This window comes from Streptomyces sp. NPDC048277, from assembly GCF_040652235.1.
GTDB lineage: Bacteria > Actinomycetota > Actinomycetes > Streptomycetales > Streptomycetaceae > Streptomyces.
Map to the genome: position 1 here is coordinate 1 of NZ_JBEZLQ010000023.1, position 18,287 is coordinate 18,287.

The window sequence follows — 18,287 nt, forward strand, 5'->3', positions numbered from 1 at the left end:
CGCCCCATGTCGGCGCGACCGCCCTGTGCCCCGGTTACGTCCCCAGCGACATCGGCGTCAGCTCCCGCCAGGTCAATCCGGCCGACGTGCCGATGGTTCCGCTGGACGAGGCGACGCTGAGAGGGGCCGGTCTGCCGCAGGAAGGGCTGACGATGGACGACGTCACCTCGGCCGCGCTGGCCGGCATCGAGGCCGACCGCGCTCACGTCATCGTCTACCGTGGCGGCACCTACGAGGCCGACATCCGTACGAGGGTCCAGGGCGTACTCGACGACCTGCGGCCCTGAGCTCACGGAGGCGCGACCGGGTCGGCCCGTACCGCGACCGGCCCGACCGCGCACTGCCGTTGCGCAGATCCCGGAGCTCTACAGGCTCTGGAGCCGTTCGGTCTGCCGGGGAGCGAGCGTGGCCAACGCCTCGTCGAGGAGGTCGGTCAGGTCGACTCGGCCGTCCACCGCGGTCCATCGTTCGACGGCGATGGTCACACAGTCGATCGCGGCCGCCGTGAGCACCAGGAAGCCGATGGTGACCTCACCGGGCTCGCCGGCCCGTTCGGCGAGGACACCCGCCAGGATGTCGCGCCAGCGGGACATCATCTCCAGGCGGCGCGCCCGCAGCGCGGCGGACTCGTCGATCAGGCGGGCCAGGGCGAGACTGTCGGCCACGCTGTCGTAGTACGGCCGGATCAGCGCGACCATCGCATGCCGCAGGGCCGTCCAGGCGTCCTCGTCGAGAGGCCGGGCACGCAGCACGGCCACGGCATCGCCGTAGTTCGACTCGAACGCGCTCAGGACCGCTTCCTCCTTCGTGCCGAAGTACCGCAGAAACGTGCTGCGCGACACCCCGGCCGCCTCGGCGACCTCACTGGCGGTGACCCTGTCGAAGCCCTCCTTGCGAAAGAACTCCACGGCCACCCGGGCCAGGCGCTCCCGTACGGCGGCTCGCGCGATGTCCCTCGTCGTCACTGGTGCCTCGGTCACGGCAGCGATCGTACCCCTGCGTGGTCGGGGAACTCGCGGTCGAGCACGTGCCCCCGCGCTCAGGACGGTGCGTCAGGCTTGGAGGTAGGTCTCCCCGAAGGCCGTGAGGAATTCCCGGGTCGCCGACGGGTCCCGAGTACCGCTCGACACCACAACCCATGTCGCCCCGGCCTTCTCGATCTCGGCGAAGACCGCCCGGTGGCGTTCGGCATCGGCCGCCGGGGCGGCGATGGACCGGTCCGGATAGGAGAAGACCACATCCAGCGGCTCCGGGCGGCCCGCGTTCTCGGCAGCCGCGCGCATCTCGGCTGTCTGGGAGGCGAGTTCGGCGAGCGAGCCGAGGGCAGGCGTGCGTGCGGTGGCGGTGAGCTGCGCCGGCCCGGACATCGGAAGCCAGCCCTGCGCCCGCTCGGCCGCACGCCTGCGCGCCAGGCGTGAGTTGCCTCCGATCCACACGGGGATGGGGTCCTGGACCGGGCGCGGCCGGGCGATCACCTCCCGTGCGTCGAAGTGCCGTCCGCGGTAGCTGAACGACTCGCCGCTCCAATGCAGCGGGAGCACGTCCAGCGCCTCGTCGAACAGGGCGTTGCGTTCGGTGAATTCGACTCCGAGGGCGTGGAACTCGCTCTTCTGGTACCCGGCGCCGAGCCCCAGGGTGAGCCGCCCTCCGGAGAGCACGTCGAGCGTCGCGGCCGCCTTGGCGAGCAAAAACGGGTTCCGGTACGGCGCCACCGCCAGATACGTCACGAGGCGCAGGTGGCGGGTCGCCGCGGCGGCGTACGACAGGGCGACCAGCGGGTCCAGGGTCTGGTGACCGCCCGACGCCAGCCAGCGCGCCCCGGGTACGGGATGCTCGCTGAGCGAGAAGCCGTCGAACCCCGCGTCCTCGGCGGCCGCGGCGATCTCGTGCAGTGGTCCCGCGGCCAACGCGTCGGCGTCGGGCCCCGTCCCCTCGGGGTAGTGGAAGATGAAGCGCAGTCGCGTGCTCATGTTCGGAACTCCGTCCATCGAGAGCGAAGGTGCGAGTGGGGTGGCCGGGAGGCGGGCCTGTCTGACATCAAGTACGGGACGGTACCGACCACTTCGTGCGATTCTGCGATCCGCCGCCCGGCGGCGAGCACGGGCCGCGACGGCCGCGGACTCCGCGTCGGCATGCCGACACATTGGTCGGTCCGCTTCCTGCCTGCGACCGGCGGGTGGTACGCGGCCTGCACTCCCTGTGCCGGATCTCCGGAAACATGGATACACCTGAGAGAGAACTACATTCTCACGGTGTGGTCAATCCGATCCAAGTGCTTGGGTCGACCGCTTCGCGCCCCTTCAGTGCGCCCCGGTCAGTTCACCGCGCGCGGTGTCGTCAGGCGCGCGCGCCAGGTGCCGGACTCGATGAGCCGGGCCGTCTCCTCCCTGATGATGGCGCTGACCCGGGTGGCCAGTCCCGTCGGCAGGTCCAGCTTCGACGTCACCGAAAGCCGTAGCGGACGGGTGAGGACGGGGTCGAGGAGGGAGGCGTGGCAGAGCCGGTTCGTGGCGAATTCCCGCGCACACGAGGAATAGGGCAGGACCGCGAATCCGTGTCCCGCCGCGACGGCGTCCTTGGTGAGTTCGAGCGAGTCCGTCGAAAGGCGGGACGAGAGCTGCGTTTTCAGTCGGAGCGCGGTGTTCTCCACCGCCGTCCGCACCCCGACCCGTGATGCCGGGAGGACGAGCGGCCACGCGCAGAGCTCGACGAACGACACCGCCGTGTCCACGCTCAGTCCGCAGTCCGGGCCGCCCACCACGACCAGGTCCTCCATGACGAGGTCCTCCTGGAACAACCGGCCGTCCTCGACGGGATCGAGCAGCGCGATGTCGAGCGAACCGTCGAGCAACCGCGCCAGGAGGTTCTCCGTCGGCGCGGCGCTGACCTGGAAGGTGATCCGCGAGAACGCCGCGCCGAGGGCGCCGAGGAGCGGAACGGCCAGGACGGCGGCGGCCGTCTCCGGCATGCCCACGTGCAGCCCGCGTTCGACCCGCGCCAGGGGCGATCCGGCATAGCGCACCGCCAGTTCGAGGCGGCGCAGGGGCCCGGCGACGGCGGCGCGCAGCCGTTCGCCCTCCTGCGTGAGCCGGACGCCGCGGGCGGTCCGGCGGAACAGCTGAACGCCGAGATCCTCCTCCAGCAGGCGCACTTGGCGGCTGAGCGCGGGCTGCGCGACCCCCAGCACTCCGGCCGCGCGATTGATCGAGCCTTCCTCGGCGACCCGCAGGAAATAGGAGAGCCGATGCGTGTCCACGCCCTTCACCGTAGCGACGGGCTATACCGGAGAGCTATATCCGTGCGCCGAAATTTGTATTGGCTGATCACGAGAACCAAGTTCTAGCATCGCGGAAGTGAGATTTCCTCAGACATCGCAGGAGGGGACCCTGTGAACGCCCAAGAGCCGAACTGGGACACCGCCATGGGCATGGACCGCCTGCCCACCCACATCATCGACAAGTCCGTTCCCGAGCTTCTCGACCTCACCGGACGCAAGGCCGTCGTCACGGGCGCCGGCGGCGACGGACTCGGGCAGGCCACCGCGCACCGGCTCGCCGGCTGCGGCGCCGATGTCGCCCTGGTCGGACGGACGCTGGAGAAGGTGGAGCGCAGGGCGGCGGAGGTGGAGAAGAAGTGGGGGGTGCAGGCCGTCCCGATCCGCGCCGACCTGTCGGACTGGGACGAGGTGCACCGGGCGGTGCGCGAGAGCAAGGACGCGCTCGGCGGCCTCGACATCATGGTGAACAACCCGGTGATGTCCTTCGCGGGCGCCTTCGAGCAGCACACCAAGGCCGAGATCGACACGACCGTCCTGGGCAGCCTCACCATGGTGATGTACGGCGCCCACGCGGCCCTGGAGCACATGGTGGCGCAGGGCCACGGCCGCATCATCAACATCAGCGCCGTCGGCGGCCGCGTCCAGCAGAAGGGGCTCACCACGTACTGTGCCTGCAAGGCGGGCGTCATCGGCTTCACCCGGAACCTGGCCCACGAGTTCGCGCCGCGCGGCATCAACGTCCTCGGAGTCGCCCCCGGCATCATGATCAAACCGGACATGCGGCGCTACGTCACCGCGCCCCGCGACGACCGGGAGCGTGCGGCCCGCACCTCGATCGCCACATCGCTGGAGCGGTATGTGCAGCTCGGCAGGGTGGGGCTCCCCGAAGAGGTGGCCAACATGGTCGCCTATCTCGCCTCCGAGGCGGCCGACTACATGTGCGGCCAGACCATCGACGTCGCCGGCGGAATCTGGATGGGCTGAGAGGGCCGACACCATGCGCGGACTGGAAGGCAAGACGATCATCGTCGCCGGTGGCGCCACCGGCATCGGGGCCGGGACGGCGATCCGGCTCGCCGAGGAGGGCGCCCGTGTCGTCGTCGGCGACATCAACCTGCCCGGCGCCGAGGCGACCGCCGAGCGCGCGGCGAAGGCCGGCGGTGAGGCCGTCGCGGTCCCCTTCGACCTCGCCGACGAGGCGACGGTGGCGGCCCTCGTCGAGACGGCGATCCGTGAATTCGGCGCCGTCCACGGGCTGTTCAACGTCGGCGCCGACCTGTCGCCCGGCAACCTCGGCCGGGACAGGACGATTCTCGACACCGATCTGACGGTCTGGCAGCGCACCATGGACGTCAACGTCGTCGGGTTCGTCCGCACCACCCGCGCCGTCCTGCCCCACCTGCTGGATCACGGCGGCGGGAGCATCGTCAACACCTCCTCCGGCGCCGCCGTCAGCAGCGGTGACCCGTGGCGTCCCGCTTACGCCGCCTCCAAGGCCGCCGTGAACTCCCTCACCCGGCACATCGCGGTCAACTGGGGCCGACGGGGCGTGCGATGCAACGGCGTGATGCCGGGGCTCGTCATGGGCGAACTGCAGCGCGAGCAGAACGATGTCGCACTGCAGAAGCGCTTCCTCGACGAGGTGCCCACCACCCGGCTCGGCCGCCCCGGGGATCTCGCCGCGACCGTCGCGTTCCTGCTCTCCGACGACGCCGAATGGATCAACGGCCAGGTGTGGGCCGTCGACGGCGGCGCCAACATGCGTGCCTGACAGCGGAGTTACTGCCTCCCGCCGTCCTCCCGCCCGCCCTACTCCGAAGGGCTCACCATGTCACCGCACGACGAACTGCTGACCGCTGCCCGCGAACAGACCGGACTCGACGACTTCGGCGACGACTCCTTCCGCGAGGGCCTCGAACTCCTCGTCCGCGACCTCCGGGACCACGCACGCCTCAACGCCACCGGTCAACGCTCCATCCCCGCGCTCCTGGTCAAGCTGCTCGGGCAGCGTCTGCAGATCGAGGACTGGTACCGGCGCCACCCGGAGATCGACGAGGAGCCGGTCATCGCACCGCTCATCGGCATCGGCCTTCCGCGCACCGGCTCCACCGCCCTCTCCTTCCTCCTCGCCGAGGATCCGCACGCGCGCTCCCTGCGCCGCTGGGAGGCGACCGAGCCCTGCCCACCGCCCGGCACCGTCGAAGGAGAAGACCCGCGCATCGAGAGCGGCAAGGCGCAGATCGCCGAGATCGCCCGCCTGTCGCCGCGCACCCTCGCCATGGTCCCCGGCAGCCCCACCGGGCCCATGGAGTGCCTGCCCCTGCTCGGTCTGTCCTTCGCCTCCCACTACTTCCAGGCGTTCGCCCAGGTGCCGGAGTACTCCCGCTGGCTGCTCCACGACGCTGATCTCACCCCCGCCTACGCCTATGAACGCCGCGTCCTCAAACTGCTGCAGTGGCGCCGCCCGGCCATGCCCTGGCGGCTGAAGACGCCCGCCCACCTGCTCTGGCTCGACCACCTCGACACCGCGTTCCCCGACGCGCGCTTCGTGTGGACCCACCGCGACCCGGCCGCTGTCATCGTCTCCGTGGCCGACCTGTGCACGGAGGTCGCCGGCCGCTTCAGCGACGACGTCGACCCGAAGGCCATGGGGGCGCTCAACGTGGAGCACTGGTCCACCGGCATGGCCCGTGCCCTCGCCTTCCGCGAGAAGTCCGAGGCACGCGGCGAGGACCGCTTCCACGACATCGACTTCCGCGCGATGCAGCGGGACCCCGTCGCCGAGGTGCGCCGGCTGTACGCCTGGCTCGGCGAACCGGTCACCGAGGCCTTCGCCGAGGGCATGGCGGCCTGGTGGGAGGAGTCGGCCGCCCACCGGGAGCGGGCGTCCCACCCCGAGCCCGCCTCCTTCGGCCTCGACCCGGACCGCATCGCACCGCTCTTCGCCGACTACACCGCCCGTATCCCCCAGTGGACCCGGCACTGAGCCGAGAGGACCCCCGTCATGGCCATCGACCTCACCGGCGGACTGCCCGAGGAGCGGGAGGACGTCTTCGCGGACGTCCCCGAGAACCCCGAGATGCGTGACTCCGTGAGCATGTGGATCTCCGACGACCGGGGCGCGATCGGCCTGCCCCGGTTCGCCGTCGAGGCCTACGCACCCCAGTGGGAGGCGCACGGCATCCAGGTGAACCTCGCGCTCCCCGACGGCCGGGTCTACCGGCTGCGCGAGACCGGCAAGACCCACCCGGCGCTCGACGAGCAGGGCCGGCCGAGGATCATCGGCGCGGGTCCGCTCGCGTTCCGCTGCGTGGAGCCCTTCCGCCTGTGGAGCGCCGACTTCCGGGGCACGGCCGTCCGCACCACGACCGCCGGGCTCATCGACGGCCACCAGGACGGCCCGCGGTCCGAGGTGGAGTTCCACATCGAGGCCCGTCCCGCCGTACCGCCGTGGATCCAGGGCGCCTTGCTGCCCGACGCCGCCGAGAAGCTCACGACCGGCGTGGAGCAGGGCTTCATGGGCGGGCCCCGCTACGAACAACTGGTCCGCGCCACCGGCACGGTACGCGTCGAGGGCGAGGAACACACCTTCACCGGCAGCGGCCTGCGCATCCGCCGCCAGGGCGTACGCCAGTTGGCGGGGTTCTGGGGCCACTGCTGGCAGTCGGCGCTCTTTCCCGACGGCCGCGCGTTCGGCTACATCACCTACCCGCCGAGTCCCGACGGCAGCCCCACCTTCAACGAGGGTTTCGTCTTCGACGGCGACGGTGCGCTCGTCCCGGCCCGCGTGGTCCGGGGCCCCTTCCTGCGGACCCTGCGGGAGCGCGGCGAGGACGTGTCCGTCGTCCTGGAGACCACCGACGGCCGTACCGTCCGTATCGAGGCCGAGACCGCCTTCTCCGCCCATGACACCGCCTTGCGCCCGACCATGCCCGGCTTCCCGGTCCTGCATCAGTCCGGCGTCCGCTACCGCTGGGACGGCTGCGAGACGTACGGCATGATGGAGCGCTCGACCGTGCGCGAGGCCATCGAGTGGCCCGACGGTGTCGACGCCCAACTGCGAGATTCGGCTGGGAAGTTCATGGCCGGCGACTACCGCCCGGGGAACACGCCGTGACGGCGCTCGGCCACCTGGAGCGCCTGGAGGCGGAGAGCATCCACATTCTGCGCGAGGCCGTCGCGGAGAGCGAGCGCCCGGTGCTGATGTACTCCGTCGGCAAGGACAGCTCCGTCCTGCTCCACCTGGCCCGCAAGGCGTTCCACCCCGCCGCGCCGCCGTTCCCGCTCCTGCACGTCGACACGACCTGGAAGTTCCGGGCCATGTACGCCTTCCGTGACAAGGCCGCGGCCGAGTCCGGCATGGAACTCCTCGTCCACCGCAACCCCTACTGCGTGGAACACGGCATCAACCCCTTCGACCACGGCTCCGCCACGCACACCGACCTCTGGAAGACCGAAGGGCTCAAACAGGCCCTCGACAAGCACAAGTTCGACCTCGCCTTCGGCGGGGCCCGACGTGACGAGGAGAAGTCGCGCGCCAAGGAACGCGTCTTCTCCATCCGTTCCGCCCGTCACCACTGGGATCCCAAGGACCAGCGCCCGGAACTGTGGCGGCTCTACAACGCCGCCCGCCGCCCCGGCCAGAGCGTCCGTGTCTTCCCGCTCTCCGACTGGACCGAACTCGACGTCTGGCTCTACATCCGCCGCGAGAACATCCCCGTCGTCCCGCTCTACTTCGCAGCGCCCCGGCCCGTGGTCGAACGTGACGGCGCCCTCATCATGGTCGACGACGACCGGATGCCCCTGCGCCCCGGAGAACGGCCCCGAACGCGCTCCGTCCGCTTCCGCACGCTCGGCTGCTATCCGCTCACCGGCGCCGTCGAGAGCTCCGCGACGACCGTCACCGGCATCATCCAGGAGATGCTCCTGACCACGAGTTCCGAGCGGCAGGGGCGGGTCATCGACCACGACGCGGCGGCCTCGATGGAGAAGAAGAAGCAGGAAGGGTACTTCTGATGCCCCACCCCGCACCGTCCCCGGCCCAGCCCCAACCCCAGCCCCCCGGCACCGACATCGACGCCTACCTGCGCCGGCACGAGGAGAAATCCCTGCTGCGCTTCCTGACCTGCGGCAGCGTCGACGACGGCAAGAGCACCCTCATAGGGCGCCTGCTCTACGACTCCAAGCTGATCTTCTCCGACCAGCTCGCGGCCCTGGAGAGCGACTCGCGCACCGCGGGCACCCAGGGCGGCGCCCTCGACCTCGCGCTGCTCGTCGACGGCCTGGCGGCCGAGCGGGAGCAGGGCATCACCATCGATGTCGCGTACCGCTTCTTCACCACCGAGCGCCGCAAGTTCATCGTGGCTGACACCCCCGGGCACGAGCAGTACACCCGCAACATGGTGACCGGCGCCTCGACCGCCGACCTCGCGGTCATCCTCGTCGACGCCCGCAAGGGAATCCTGACCCAGACCCGCCGGCACAGCCATCTCGTCGCCCTGCTCGGCATCCGCCACATCGTCCTCGCCGTCAACAAACTCGACCTCGTCAGCTACGACCGCGATGCCTTCGAGTCCATCGCGGACGACTACCGGCGCTTCGCGGCGGGCATCGGCCTGACCGACGTCCAGTGCATCCCGGTCTCCGCCCTTAACGGCGACAACATCACCGAACTCAGCGCGAGCACGCCGTGGTTCACCGGCCCCACGCTCATCGGGCATCTCGAGTCCGTGGACGTCGAGAGCACCGCCGCCGACGGCCCCTTCCGGCTGCCGGTCCAGTGGGTGAGCCGCCCCCACCTCGACTTCCGGGGCTTCTGCGGCAGGATCGCCGGTGGCGTCGTACACCCCGGAGACCGCGTCCGTGTGCTCCCCTCGGGCCGGGAGACCACGGTCGCCCGCATCGTGACGGCCGACGGCGACCTCGACACCGCCACCGCGGGTCGGTCCGTCACCCTCACGCTCGACGACGAGACCGACATCAGCCGGGGCGACGTCATCGCGTCCGCGTCCCAACCCCCAGAGGTCGCCGACCAGTTCGAGTGTCACCTCGTGTGGATGAGCCCCGAGCCCATGCTCCCGGGCCGCCCGTATCTGCTGAAGCTGGGGACGCGCAGTACAGGCGCGACCGTCTCCCGCCCCAAGTACAAGATCAACGTCGACACCCTCGACCACACGGCCGCCCGCACCCTCGCACTCAACGACATCGGTGTCTGCACCCTCGCCCTCGACCGGCCCGTGCCCTTCGACCCCTACACCGACAACCGCGAGACGGGCGGCTTCGTCCTCATCGACCGCGTCACCCGGAACACCGTCGCCGCCGGTCTGCTGCGCTTCGCGCTCCGCCGGGCGCACAACATCCACTGGCAGCACACCGAGGTCACCCGCTCGGCCCGTGCCGAGCGCAAGGGTCAGCGCCCCGCCGTCGTCTGGTTCACCGGACTCTCCGGCGCCGGCAAGTCGACCATCGCCGATCTCGTCGAACGCCGCCTGCACGACGAGGGGTTCCACACCTTCCTCCTCGACGGCGACAACCTGCGCCACGGCCTGAGCCGCGACCTGGGATTCACCGACGCCGACCGCGTCGAGAACATCCGGCGGGCCGCCGAGGTCACCCGGCTGATGACGGACGCGGGCCTCATCGTCCTCGCCTCGTTCATCTCCCCGTTCCGCGCCGAACGCGACCTGGCCCGCTCCCTGCTCCCCGACGGCGAGTTCATCGAGGTCCACGTCGACACCCCGCTCGGGGTCGCCGAGTCCCGCGACCCCAAGGGCCTCTACGCCAAAGCCCGCCGTGGCGAACTCCCGCACTTCACCGGCATCGACTCCCCCTACGAGAAACCGCTCGACCCTGAAATCCGGCTGGACGCGAGCGGCCCGCTCCCTCCCGAGGCCCTCGCCACCCGCGTCGTGGAACACCTGCGCACGAGCGGACACCTCGGCGCATCGGGCCCGACGCCGGACGACGGCAGCTGACCAGTATGTTTCGGCCGCCTTCTACGAGACGAGCCTCATCCGCAGCCCCGCGTACTCGGCTCGCGGGCAGGTTCGCCCCGAAGGGCATGTCGGTGCGGTCGCGGCAGCGCTGGATCTCCTTGACCAGGGCTTCGGGGGCGGGCCGGGTCACGGCGGTGAGGAAACCCAGGGCGCCGGCTTCGGCGACGGCTGCCACGAGTTCAGCGCGTCCCACCCCCTGCATGCCGCCCTGGACGAGGGGGGCTCCACTCCGAGGGACTCGGTGAGGCGGGTCGTCAGCATGGAATCGGATTCCCTTCTGGGCGCCGTGGGCGGTCACCGTGCGCGGCCGTGGACGCGGGTGAGGGCGGCGCGGAGCAGCCGCAGTCGCCCATGAACTGGCCGAGCGCGGCTACACAGTGACCGTGTACGAGCGCAAGGCATGGGGCGCAAGTGCCGCAGCATGTCGGCCTCCGGTACCGGAGGCCGGAGCGACCTGCCCGCCGAGCACGGTTTCCGGTTCTTCCCCGGCTTCTACCAGAACCTGCCGGACTCGATGAGCCGTATCCCGCTGTCCGGCGGCGGGACGGCACACGACAACCTCGTGTCGGGATCGGAGGAGGTCGCCTTCTCCAAAAACTCCACGCTGCGCCTCCCGGCCAGGGGAAGCATCGTCGGCACCCTCAGCCCCGACTCCCTGCCGGCCTTCCTGGGGACCACGCTGAACCTCGTCGGCCTGGTACCGCTCAACGAGATCGCGTACTTCCTGCAGAAGATGATCGTCTTCGTCACCAGCGGCCCCAAGCGCCGGATGGGGCAGTGAGAACCGATGAGCTTCACGAAGTTCGTCGGAGCGGACAAGATGTCGACGGCGTACCAGGAGCTGCTGGTGCAGATGTTCACCAGCACGCTGGTGGCGGCCAAGCCGGACAGGGCCAACGCCCGCACCATGGGTCTCACGGCCGAGGCCTGGGTCTACAGCACACTCGGCCTCCGCGGCTACGGCGCCCCCGACCGGGTCCTGAACGCACCGACCAACGAGGCGCTGATCGACCCCTGGATCGCGCACCTGACCAGCCTCGGCGTCACCTTCCAACTCGGCGCCACCCTCACCGAGCTGCAGGTCGCGAGCGAGAGGATCAGCGGTGCCCGCGTGGCCACCGACACCGGAACCACCACGGTAACCGCCGACCACTGCGTCCTCGCGGTTCCGGTCGAACGAGCGGTCCCGCTGCTCAACGCCGGCATCCTCGCCATCGACCCCGGCCTCGCCGGCCTCCAGAAACTCACCACCGACTGGATGAACGGCATCATGCTGTACCTGACGCAGCCGCTCCAGCTCAGCAAGGGGCACGTCACCTATCCGGGCCAGCCCTGGGCGCTGACCTCGATCAACCAGACCCAGTTCTGGAAGGCCGACTTCGCCGCCACCTACGGCGACGGCACCGTCAAGGACTGCTACTCGCTCGACCTGTCCGCCTGGGACAAGCCCAGCGTCCTGTACGGCAAAGCGGCCAAGGAGTGCACGCCGACCGAGATCATCGCCGAGATCAAGGAACAGCTGCGCCGGTCGATCCCGCTCGGGGCCGTGGCACTGCCCGACTCGATCGTCTCCTCCTCCTTCATCGACCCCGCGATCATGGCGGTCGGCACGTCGAGTGTCGCCGACGACGAGCCCCTGCTGATCAACGAACCAGGCTCCTGGGCCAACCGCCCGGAAGCCACGACCGGCGTCCCCAACCTCTACCTGGCATCCGACTACGTCCGCGCCGACATCAACCTCGCCACCATGGAGGCGGCGAACGAAGCGGGCCGCAAAGTGACCAACGCGATCATCGACAACTCCGGCGGTACCGAGGCCCACGCCGAGCTGTTCACCCTCTACCAACCGCCCGAGTTCGCCCCCATCTCCGCGGACGACGATGTCAACGACCCGTCGCTAAAGCGACGGGCTTGCAGAGCGGGCGCCACTGGTTGCGGTGCTGCGCTTGCGTCCGGTCCCGCCCTCGGGTGTCGGGGGTGGGTCTGGGGCGGTTGACTGCGCCCCGCGTCGCCACAGCTCTTCCGCGCGGGCGCGGATGTTGCGGGAGCCGTTCCGGTCCGCGTGATCAACGAATCCGCAGGACCGGCATGCGAACCAAGCCTGGGAGACCCGGTTCGCCTTGTCGATGTGGCCGCATTCGGCGCAGGTGCGGGAGGTGTACGCGGGATCGACGTACACCACCGGGACGCCTGCTTTGCGGGCCTTGTACGCGATGAACGACCCCAGCTGGGCGAACGACCAGCTGGAGTGGGTGGCCCGTTGGGGCTTGCGAAGCCGTACCCGTTCACGGATGCCCGTCAGCTCTTCGAGGGCGATTCCGCGTCCGGTGCGTTCTGCCTCGGCCACCACTTGTTTGGCAATCTTGTGGTTGATGTCCCTGGCCCGCCGTGCTTCCTTGCGCCGCCGTTTCTTCAGCCGGCGTCTGGCGGACGGGGTGTTCTTGCGTTGCAGTTTGGTGCGCAGGGTGCGTTCGCGCAGCCGTCCCCGGTTCAGGGCCCGCCCGGCCATGATCTGACCGTCCGACGTAGCCGCGATGTTCACGATCCCCAGGTCGATGCCCAGGAAGCCGTCCGGATCCGCGTTCGGTTCGGCCTCGCGGATCTCGCAGGTGGCCTGCAGAAACCACATGCCGTCGCGGTAGAGCAGGTCGGACTCGCCCCTGCGGTACAGGGCGAGGCGGGCCAACTGTTCCGGGGAGGCGGTGAACGCCACCCCCTTCACCCGCCCCGACAAGGTCCAGAGGGAGACGGTCCGCTCACCGATCTGCCAGGACAGCATGCGGTCGTCATAGGGCTGGGCGCCCTCGGGCCGAAAGGTGACCGGCTTGTCCACCGCCCGCCGGTACCGCTTCGACCACGGCTTGCCCAGGTTCCCGGCCTTCAGGTTCGCCGCCAGTGTGCGGTAGGCGTCGCAGGTCTTCTTGATGACGTGCTGGGCGGCCTGCGCACCCAGCCCCCACCGCTGCTTGATCTCGGTGTAGGTGTGCTCGCGCAGGGCGAAGTTCCGCTTCACATCCCTGGCGAAGGCCACCCCGGACACCCAGGTCGCCGCTTCGTTGCAGGCGCGCAAGGTCGACTCGAGTGCCGACGCCTGCACAGGCGTCGGCAGCAGCTTGACCTGCACCACCAGTTTCACCCGGCCAGGCTAGCGCCTAGCATTGACCTGTGTCGCCGAGATAGGGACCAAACCCCGACGTACGCAGGGGACGCAGTGTCGTCCATATCCTGCACGCGCACTTGGTCTTCACCCCGCAGTACCCTCGCGGAGTCTTCACCGATGATCTCCTCGCCCGCTGCGAGGAGATCATGCGGGACGTCTGCACCGACTTCGGCGCCGAACTGACCGAGTTCAACGGCGAGCGCGACCATGTACACCTGTTGGTGCACTAGCCGCCCAAGATCGCCATGTCCCGGCTGGTCGGCTCACTCAAGGGCGTCTCCGCCCGCCGCCTGCGCCAGGAGTTCCCGGACCACATACGCCGATACCTGTGGGGCGACCACTTCTGGTCCCCCTCCTACTTCGCCGCCTCCGTCGGCGGAGCACCGCTCTCCGTGGTCAAGGAGTACATCGAGAACCAGAAACGCCCCGACTGAGGCGAGAGCACTCACCGGCTCCGCCGGACAGCCGTGCGCGCTCCGCGCCCGAACCCCCGGACGCTGCGACGCTCCGCGTCGCCACCACACGATGCGATTCCTCCCAGGCGTAAACGCCTGGGGTTCCTCGCAAGAGACTCGCTGAACTACTCCCTCGGCCTGCCCAACATCTACGACACCTTCGACCCGAGTTGGCCGGGACGCGGGTAGCAGGAATCGGCTTGTACGGACCGCGCGTCCGGGACAGGCACGAGGGGACCCGGTCGCCGTCGGATGCGGGCGAAGCGCTCCGGGTGGCCCCCGCCGACACGGGGGTCATTCGGCGTACGCCGCGGTCTCCCCCGACGGCACCCTGGACGGGGCCCGTCCTGGCATCTTCGGACGGGAAGGCAGCACCGGGCAGAAGATGGTCTCTCGGCGCTGCCGCCTATTCGTGGGGACGCATGGGTACATCTGCGATTATGCGCCTTGCCGTCCCAGATGCGAGGAGGCGTTCGGCAACATGTCCGCGGAGAACCGCCAGTTGAGAGTGCTGTCCGTGCTGCCCTTCGCCGTCATGGCCACCATCGCCGTGGCCGATGTCGCGGCCGGCTCGTCACTGGGTTTCCTGCCGCTGGTCGCGGTGGGACCCGCATTCGCCTCTCTGGTGGGCGGCTGGAGACGTACGGCGTGCGTCGGCGGTATCGCCCTGCTGCTCTGCCTGGGGCTCGGCTGGTACGACGACCTGACCACCGTGCGCCGCGGTTCCATGATCATCGGATCGGTCCTGGGCGTCACCGTCGCGGGGCTGGTCGCCGTGTCCATGCGCCGCAGGCAGGAAGCCGAGCTGGCCAGCGTCCGGTCGATCGCCGAGGCCGCACAGCGGGTGCTGCTCAAGCCGGTGCCACGGCTGGCCGGCCACCTACGGGCGGCCGTCTCCTACACGTCCGCCGTCACCGAGGCCCGCATCGGAGGAGATCTGTACGAGGTGGTCGCCGCGCCTCAGGGCGTACGCGCCATCGTCGGGGACGTCCAGGGCAAAGGGCTGGAAGCAGTGGAGACCGCGGCCCTGGTCCTGGGGGCCTTCCGGGAGGCGGCCCTCGACGAGGCGGATCTCACCCAGGTCGCACGCAGGCTGTCCCGTTCCGTCGACCGCCAGCTGGACGGCGAGAAGTTCGTCACCGCCATCCTCGCCGAGGTCAGTGCCCACCAGGTCACATTCCTCAACTTCGGCCACCCGGCTCCCCTGCTGATCCGCGACGACGGCGCCGTGGAGCTGCCCGAGCCTCCCTCCTACGCACTGCCGCTCGGCCTGGGCGCCCACGGCGCAGCTCATCCCGAGCTGTACCGCAGCGAGTTCCTCCCCGGCGACCAGTTGCTGCTCTACACCGACGGCATCATCGAGGCCCGTGATGGCGAAGGACGTTTCTACCCGCTCACCGAACGCACCCACCTGCTCAAGGAGAACGACCCCGAGACCGCCCTCGAAACCCTGCGCCAGGACCTGCTGCAGCACGTCAACGGCCCCCTCCAGGACGACGCCGCGATGCTGCTGCTGCGCTACCGGTGAACCGGGCCACAAGACAGCCACGTCCCGGGCGGTCGTAGACATACTCGGCCACGAAACGCCCAGCCGGCGGTGACCGTACGGCCGCCCCGCGTGGTGGCCGCCGCCGGCTGGGTCGGGCAGGACTCCACGGGCAGACCGTGATCATGCCAGGTGCACTCCCACGGCCCGTCCGGCACGGTCCAACTCCGCGTTCCCCGCCCCCTACCGAGTCGACGCCCGCCTCACCACCACCTGGGGCACGGTCTCAGCCCCAGCCCTGTGTCGCCGTCTGGACAGGTCTGGACGGGTACTGCCGGTCCGGGGGCGCCATGCCGGTGCGGGACGGGACCGCCGGGAGGCGGATGACGGCGTCGAGACCGCCGCCCGGGGCGCGGCACAGGACGGCCTCGCCGCCACTGGCATGGGCCAGGCGCTGGACCAGGGCGAGGCCCAGGCCGGTACCGCCCTTCGGTGCGTCCGGGGCCCGCCAGAACCGGTCGAAGGCGCGACGGCGCTGCTCATCGGTCATACCGGGTCCCTCGTCCATGACATGCAGCTCGACCCAGCCCGCGCCCGTCAGCCGGTGCGGGAAACGGCGATCCGGCACCTTCTGGCAGCGCGGGTCGACGGAGACCGTGGAGCCGGGCGGCGATACCCGCAGCGCGTTGGCGAGCAGGTTGTCGAGGACCTGCTCCACCGCGCCCGGCAGGGCCAGCACCTTGCCCGTGTAGTCTCCGGCGAGCGCCAGCCATACGCCGTGCTGCTCGTACAACGGGCGCCAGGCGTGGTGCCGTTCGGCACAGACCAGCGCCAGGTCGACCGACTCCGGTTCGGCCGCGCTCTCGTCGAGCCGGGCCATGGCGAGCAGCCCCTCGACCATGCGGGCCAGCCGGTCGGTCTCGGTGAGCGCGGCGGTGAGCGAGCCACGCGCGCCCAGCGCGATGTCGTTCTCCAGGTTCTCCAACCGCAGCCGCAGGGCCGCGAGCGGGGTCTTCAGCTGGTGTGAGGCCTCTCCCGCGAACGCCCGCTGCGAGGCCAGGAGATGTTCGAGGCGGGCTGCCGTACGGTTGAACGTGGCGGCGAGACTGCGTACTTCGGGCGGTCCCTTGGTGATCGCCACCGGTGCGGCCGTACCTCCGAAGGCCAACGCGTGTGTCGCGTCCTCCAGTTCACGGATCGGCCGTCCGGTCCAGCGGGCGATGCCGAAGCCGACGACGGCGACCGCGGCCAGCGCCACGAGCCCGCCGGCGACGAGCAACAGCCAGACGTGGTGGACCCGTTCATGGACCGTCCGGGTCGGCACGGTGATCCGGACGGCGCCTTGCCTCACCGTGCCGTGTGTCACCGGCGCGGCGACCGCGAGGTACTCCACCCCGCCGATGGTGGAGGTACGGACATCGGCCGTGGCAGTGCCCCGCAGCGCGGCCGCGATGCCGGGCTGGCTCGCCAGTCGCCCCTGCTCCTGCTCGGACAGTGGATGTGAACTGGCCAGCAGTGCGCCGGACGGGTCCACGATCAGCACATTGCCGCCGATGCGTTCGGCGCAGTGCGCGGCCCGCGTGGGCAGATCCTGCGCGGCCCGGCCCATCGAGATCGACAGTGAGGCGAACGCCGACACCGACTCCGCCTCGTCCTGCGCCGAGTTGATCACTCGCTCACGCTCACCGCGTGAGTAGACGAACCCGAGCGGGATCTCCAACGCGAGCAGCAGCAGCGCGGCGAGCGTGAGGTAGCTGAGGAGCAGACGACGGGTCATCAGAACGACGCCGAGGGGTGCGGGGCGGGATAGGGGCGACGGGCGAACGGGGCGTCGTAGCCCTGCTGCTCGTGCGGGGCGAAGTCGTGCGGGGCGTGGTAGCCGGGGAAGGAGTGTTCCGAACCGTATCCGGCCGACGAAGCCGGTGATTCGGTTGGGGACTCCGACGGCTGCGGAGCGCCCGGCGGGCGGGTGTGGACCGCGAGCCGGAAGCCGACTCCGCGCAGGGTCTGGATCCACGCCGGGTTGCCCAACTTACGGCGCAGGGTGGCGACATGGACGTCCAGCGTCTTGGTGGGGCCCTCGTAGTGCGGGTCCCAGACCCGGTCCAGGATCTGCTGGCGCGAGTAGACCGCCCCGGGGTCCTCGGTGAGCAGCGCGAGGATGTCGAACTCCTTGGGGGTGAGTGCCACGGTGTCGTTCCCGACCCACGCCTGCCGGGTCCGCCGGTCCACGACCAGCGGGCCGACGGCACCCGGGACCATAGCCTGGGTGGGCCGGCCGGGCGTCGGTTCGGGCTCGTAGGGGGTGAAGCCAGGTGTGTGGACGGGGGGCGGGGCGGCGTGCACAGGTGCGGGGGTGGCCGCCGTGGCGCTCACGAAGGGTTCTCCCCAGGCCTGTTCCGGCGCCGGACCCGCTTGGGTCGCTCCGTAGGCCGCTGCTCCCGCGAACTCCCGCTCCGCCAGCCCCCGGTGCGTCCGCCGGGTCACCGCGCGCACCCGGGCCACCAGCTCGCGCATGCTGAACGGCTTCGCCAGATAGTCGTCGGCGCCGAGTTCAAGGCCCAGCACCCGGTCGGCCTCCTCGCCTCGCGCGCTGAGGATGATGATCGGCACGTCCGAGGTCTGACGGATGCTCCGGCACACGTCGATGCCGTCCATGTCGGGCAGACCGAGGTCGAGCAGGACGACATCGCCGTACGGACCTCTCAACCCCTCGTTCCCCGTGCCGACGTGATGCACCGTCAGCCCGAAGTTCCCGAGGCCCTCGACGAGCGGCTCGGCGATCGTGTGGTCGTCCTCGATGAGCAGGACTCGTACGCCCATGCGTTCCCGTCTCTCCCATGAACCGAATTCGGGTGTTCCGTGGATCCGTCACGCTACAAGAACGACCGATAAAACGCAGCATCGGTCCGTG

General features: G+C 70.2%; 16 protein-coding genes and 2 pseudogenes. 11 read left to right on the forward strand and 7 right to left on the reverse strand.

Annotated elements, in window-relative coordinates; translation table 11 throughout:
• Nucleotides 1-287: hypothetical protein (locus AB0D85_RS37495; RefSeq protein WP_362330502.1), on the forward strand; the 287-nt coding region annotated here is incomplete at its 5' end.
• A gap of 78 nt (nucleotides 288-365) precedes the next feature.
• On the opposite strand, the gene AB0D85_RS37500 is transcribed toward AB0D85_RS37495, so the two are convergent.
• The 3 genes from AB0D85_RS37500 to AB0D85_RS37510 form a co-directional block, all read right to left on the reverse strand.
• Nucleotides 366-980: a TetR family transcriptional regulator gene (locus AB0D85_RS37500; protein WP_362330505.1), complete on the reverse strand. Its 615-nt coding sequence runs from the start codon at nucleotides 978-980 to the stop codon at nucleotides 366-368.
• A gap of 72 nt (nucleotides 981-1,052) precedes the next feature.
• Nucleotides 1,053-1,970, reverse strand: a complete 918-nt coding sequence (locus AB0D85_RS37505; protein ID WP_362330508.1) for an LLM class F420-dependent oxidoreductase — start codon at nucleotides 1,968-1,970, stop codon at nucleotides 1,053-1,055.
• 344 nt (nucleotides 1,971-2,314) lie between these two features.
• Complete coding sequence (locus AB0D85_RS37510) at nucleotides 2,315-3,256, reverse strand: LysR family transcriptional regulator (protein ID WP_362330511.1); 942 nt, start codon at nucleotides 3,254-3,256, stop codon at nucleotides 2,315-2,317.
• A gap of 132 nt (nucleotides 3,257-3,388) precedes the next feature.
• On the opposite strand from AB0D85_RS37510, the gene AB0D85_RS37515 reads away from it, so the two are divergent.
• Genes AB0D85_RS37515 through cysN form a run of 6 tightly spaced genes read left to right on the forward strand, consistent with a single transcriptional unit; the run spans nucleotide 3,389 to nucleotide 10,251 of the window.
• Nucleotides 3,389-4,261 carry an SDR family NAD(P)-dependent oxidoreductase gene (locus AB0D85_RS37515; RefSeq protein WP_362330514.1) on the forward strand — a complete coding sequence of 291 codons (873 nt, stop codon included), beginning with the start codon at nucleotides 3,389-3,391 and terminating at the stop codon, nucleotides 4,259-4,261.
• Between the two features lie 13 nt (nucleotides 4,262-4,274).
• Nucleotides 4,275-5,048, forward strand: a complete 774-nt coding sequence (locus tag AB0D85_RS37520) for an SDR family oxidoreductase (RefSeq protein WP_362330517.1) — start codon at nucleotides 4,275-4,277, stop codon at nucleotides 5,046-5,048.
• 57 nt (nucleotides 5,049-5,105) lie between these two features.
• Entirely contained in the window at nucleotides 5,106-6,263 is a 1,158-nt protein-coding gene (locus AB0D85_RS37525; protein ID WP_362330520.1) for a sulfotransferase, read from the forward strand.
• Between the two features lie 18 nt (nucleotides 6,264-6,281).
• Entirely contained in the window at nucleotides 6,282-7,394 is a 1,113-nt protein-coding gene (locus tag AB0D85_RS37530) for a hypothetical protein (protein ID WP_362330523.1), read from the forward strand.
• Entirely contained in the window at nucleotides 7,391-8,293 is a 903-nt protein-coding gene (gene cysD, locus AB0D85_RS37535; protein WP_362330526.1) for a sulfate adenylyltransferase subunit CysD, read from the forward strand. Before AB0D85_RS37530 ends, cysD begins: the two co-directional genes overlap by 4 nt.
• A complete protein-coding gene (gene cysN, locus AB0D85_RS37540; protein WP_362330529.1) occupies nucleotides 8,293-10,251 on the forward strand; it encodes a sulfate adenylyltransferase subunit CysN in 1,959 nt (652 codons plus the stop codon). Before cysD ends, cysN begins: the two co-directional genes overlap by 1 nt.
• Nucleotides 10,252-10,366: 115 nt before the next feature.
• Here cysN and AB0D85_RS37545 read toward each other — a convergent pair.
• Nucleotides 10,367-10,474, reverse strand: a pseudogene (locus AB0D85_RS37545) (nitronate monooxygenase); the annotation flags it as partial.
• Between the two features lie 219 nt (nucleotides 10,475-10,693).
• Between AB0D85_RS37545 and AB0D85_RS37550 the strand changes: the two are divergent.
• Complete coding sequence (locus tag AB0D85_RS37550; RefSeq protein WP_362330532.1) at nucleotides 10,694-11,053, forward strand: hypothetical protein; 360 nt, start codon at nucleotides 10,694-10,696, stop codon at nucleotides 11,051-11,053.
• Between the two features lie 6 nt (nucleotides 11,054-11,059).
• Nucleotides 11,060-12,268 carry an FAD-dependent oxidoreductase gene (locus AB0D85_RS37555; protein ID WP_362330535.1) on the forward strand — a complete coding sequence of 403 codons (1,209 nt, stop codon included), beginning with the start codon at nucleotides 11,060-11,062 and terminating at the stop codon, nucleotides 12,266-12,268.
• On the opposite strand, the gene AB0D85_RS37560 is transcribed toward AB0D85_RS37555, so the two are convergent.
• On the reverse strand, nucleotides 12,170-13,408 hold the full coding sequence (locus tag AB0D85_RS37560) for a transposase (protein WP_362330538.1): 1,239 nt from the start codon (nucleotides 13,406-13,408) through the stop codon (nucleotides 12,170-12,172). The two genes, AB0D85_RS37555 and AB0D85_RS37560, sit on opposite strands and share 99 nt — an antisense overlap.
• Nucleotides 13,409-13,464: 56 nt before the next feature.
• On the opposite strand from AB0D85_RS37560, the pseudogene tnpA reads away from it, so the two are divergent.
• Nucleotides 13,465-13,866, forward strand: a pseudogene (gene tnpA / locus AB0D85_RS37565) (IS200/IS605 family transposase); the annotation flags it as partial.
• Between the two features lie 502 nt (nucleotides 13,867-14,368).
• A complete protein-coding gene (locus AB0D85_RS37570) occupies nucleotides 14,369-15,415 on the forward strand; it encodes a PP2C family protein-serine/threonine phosphatase (protein ID WP_362330541.1) in 1,047 nt (348 codons plus the stop codon).
• A gap of 244 nt (nucleotides 15,416-15,659) precedes the next feature.
• Here AB0D85_RS37570 and AB0D85_RS37575 read toward each other — a convergent pair whose 3' ends face one another.
• Together AB0D85_RS37575 and AB0D85_RS37580 are read right to left on the reverse strand one after the other, a co-directional pair.
• The gene (locus tag AB0D85_RS37575) at nucleotides 15,660-17,150 is read right to left on the reverse strand and encodes an ATP-binding protein (protein WP_362330544.1); all 1,491 of its coding nucleotides are present in this window, start codon (nucleotides 17,148-17,150) and stop codon (nucleotides 15,660-15,662) included.
• Nucleotides 17,150-18,196, reverse strand: coding sequence for a response regulator transcription factor (locus tag AB0D85_RS37580; protein WP_362330547.1), 1,047 nt, complete (start codon nucleotides 18,194-18,196; stop codon nucleotides 17,150-17,152). The genes AB0D85_RS37575 and AB0D85_RS37580 overlap by 1 nt, the downstream gene beginning before the upstream one ends.
• Nucleotides 18,197-18,287: the final 91 nt, after the last annotated feature.